The sequence below is a fragment of the Acutalibacter sp. 1XD8-36 genome (assembly GCF_009917525.1).
In the GTDB taxonomy this organism is placed as follows: domain Bacteria; phylum Bacillota; class Clostridia; order Oscillospirales; family Acutalibacteraceae; genus Acutalibacter.
This window is the reverse complement of record NZ_QZDU01000036.1, coordinates 1-3,306: the sequence shown is the minus strand read 5'-3', so window position 1 is coordinate 3,306 and position 3,306 is coordinate 1. Positions and strand designations below refer to the sequence as shown.

The 3,306-nt window shown below is 51.6% G+C and carries 1 protein-coding gene; it reads right to left on the bottom strand.

Features of this window, described 5'->3' with window-relative positions:
• Window positions 1-3,285, bottom strand: a 3,285-nt coding sequence (locus tag D5270_RS16265; RefSeq protein ID WP_166545061.1) for a cadherin-like beta sandwich domain-containing protein, incomplete at its 3' end; no start/stop codon positions are given.
• Window positions 3,286-3,306: the final 21 nt, after the last annotated feature.

Sequence of the window (3,306 nt, the reverse complement as noted above, 5' to 3'; positions counted from 1 at the left end):
GGGGGCGAAGACATAGGCGGTGGAGCTGGTGCTGCCCATGATGCCCATATCGATAGCTGCCTTGACCTTGTCGCGCATGGTGTCGTTTGTTACCTTATCAAGGTCAGTGTACTTGTCGGAGGGCTTCTCAGCAGGTGTAGTGCCGTCCACGGTGGCGGTCAGGGTATAGGTAGCCTCTGTGCCGTCCTCGGCGGTGACAACGATGGTTGCCTTATCGGTCAGGTCAACGGTCATGCCCTCGGTATAGGCGGCGCCATTGACGGTGATGCTCTTGACATTGCTGTCGGTGGCGGTCAGGGTCAGGGCCAGCTTAGTGACGTCGGTACCCTCTGCCACAGTCACGGCATACTCGCTGTCGGACTTCTTCTCGGCAGTGTACTCGCCAACCTTAACGCTGCTCAGGGTGGCGTCATTGCTCATAGGCTCAGTGGCGGAAATGGTGAAGTCGCTGAAGCCGTTCTCGCTGTTGAACTCGACCACTCTGGGGGAGATGCCGCTAATCTTGCCCTCGTACTTGAAGGTGCCCAGCTCGCCCTTATCGTGCAGGATAAATGCTTCCTTAGCCTTGTATGCGTCAGGCAGGGCAAGTTTGACAGTGGTGGCCTCGGCAATCTTTATCTCCTCGTCCTTGACGACAATGGCGTTGGCCTTGCTGTTAGCGCTGGCGTCTTCCGCGTTGGCGTCAAAAATCTTCAGCTTGCTGGCCTCGCTCTCAGTGGATATAATAGTGCGGGCCATGGGTGTGATAGCGAGCTTGAAGCTTGTAATCTCACCGTCGGTGCTCTCTACGCCAACAACCTCAATCTGTACATAAGCCTGCACGATGGAGTTTGTGCCGAAATCAGTTGAGCCGTTGGCAGCAGCTGCTGCGTCTTCCTCAATCTGGTCCTTCAGCGCCGCGGGAATCTTGCTGCTGTTCTCGGCAACAATCTTAGCGGCCTCTGTAATCAGAGAGCCCTTGTTGGCGGAATCGTTGGATATAACATTTGCGTACTTCTGGAGGATATCCTCCTCGACCTTTGTGCTGCTGTTGCCCAGGGCCTCGGCAACAGCGTTGGCAGCTTCCTTCTGCTCCTCGGGGATAGTGTCGGAAACCTTGGAGGCAGGAGCCGCAAAGGTAGCCACATCGGTGGCATCAGGATTCTTGATGATGAGCATGCTGGTGTCGAATACCAGGGTGTTGCCGGCAACAGTTGTGGTAGCAGAAGCCTCCAGCTTGTCGCCAACCTTTGTAATACGGACATTTACTCTCGTCGCTTCTTCAGCACCAATGTCAACGCTCAGTACAGCGTCATTAAACAGATTCTCATTTTCCTTCATGGGCTCTACCAGGCCGGACAGGATAATCTTTCCGTCCTTATAGGCAACCTCTAAGCCCTTTAACTTATTACCATTAGTGGGGTCAGTATCAACAGAAACGCCCTTTATTTCAGCAGGCAGACGCTTCACCGCGGAGAAGTCGAGATAATATGTTTTGGCATCGCCTTCACTCGGTGTAACGGTTACCTTCCTTCTATAATCGTTCTCTGCGACCATCTTATTCAGGGTAAGAACGATTATTCCGTCAGAATCCAGTGTCTCTTCTGCTGAGCTTGTTCCCTGAACTTTTATTGTGTCGCCAGTGCCGGCAGTAAGCTTCAGAGCAAGGTAGTGACCCTTCTGATAATCCGGGTTAGTGGAGAACTGCGTCCAGACAGGAATGTAATTGCTGTTGCCTCTGACGGTGATGGTGGTTACACCACTCTCGTTGGTCTTCCGGGTAGTAGAGATGTTGGACTGAAGGTCAGTGCCCTTCTTGCCGAGCACAGTGCCGGTCACAGGTGTTATCTGCAGAGCACCGTCGCCTTCCTTCATCATGTCAACACTGTTGAAATCGATGGTCCACTCTGTTCCACCTGTGGCTTTCTTGGTCCCCTTGTCGAAGGACCCTCCGACCATTATTTTTCCTTTGTTTCCATCCTGGTTTTGGATGCGCAGAACGCTTCCGTCAGTATGGGGTTTCCATATATTTTCTGTGGGGCTCAAAAGGTACACAGGCATATTTGCGGGGTTTGTTATCTTGAAGGCAACAAAGTTACCGCTGTTCTTCGTTGTATCGCCGTCGAACGATGTCCAGTTGCTTACATAGTAAGAGGTACCGGTAACAGTTATGGTCTTGGTTGACGCGTCAACGCTGCCCACAATGTCAGCCTGCAGTTCGTTTGTACCCTTGTCAAGCAGGCCGCTCTCCATATCAAGAGCCTCAAACTTGGGCTCCTCAGAGGGGAAGCTCAGGCCGGAGAAGTCAAAGGTGTAGGTGTGCTCCGGCAGGTTGCCGTACTTAATTTTAAAGGACCAGTCGGCCTTGGCCTTCACTTCCTCGGCAGTTTCACCAAGGTGAATGAACAGGTCGCAGTAAGAACCATTGTACTCTGTAAAAGCTGTTTCTTTGACCTCTTTCGGACCTGCTGCTGCAGGAAGAGTCATAACTGAGACAACATTTCCGTTCAGAGCCCTCGGAACAGATATTCCAAGATAATAGCCCTGCCGTTCCTTTTCAACTGCGCTGTTGAACCCTGTCCAGCCAGTGATGTACTTCAGAGTAGCGCCGCTGACCTTCACATTCCACTTGTCAGTACCGGCAGAAGTGACATCAAACTTGGGAGTGCCGGACTGGACGTCGGACAAGTTCTTGTCTGCAAACCCGGACTCGGCTCCCTTGAACTCGACTTCGCCGATTGTCTGCTTGCCGGTCCAGGTTTTGTTCTCACCCTCGCCTTCACTCTTCAGGGTAAAGGTTTCGGTGGCGACGACAGTATTCTTAGTTTCATTCTTCAGCTTAACGGTGTACACGCCATCAGCCAGGACTTTTTTGTCCACCTGCGCATTTTTGCCGTCATCCGCTGCCTGGTCTAAGGAGAGGTAGATAAAGTATTTTTTTGAGCCAGTAGTGAAGTTTTTGCTAGTAGCACCATAGCTCACATACTTTTCTCCCAGTAACTCCTTGCCACTTTCATTCATCATAGACAGAGAATAGCTATCAGTGCTGCCCATTCCTGTCATGACAAACCAAAGCAGGTTATTGACGTTGTTAGCGTCATCTACGGTCACATTTGTGACGTTTGCAGCAGCCTTCACTTCTTCTGCCATTTTCTCCGCATTAGCGCTCACACCTATAGCCAGTGTGGGCACTCCCTGCGGGATGGCGGCATCAGCAGCGAAAGCGCTCATTGGGACCAAAGCGACGACCATGAGAATGGCCAGAAGAGCCGCAAGTGGTCTCTTAAGGAACTTGCTTTTGTTCATGATTTCAACCCTCTTAAATTT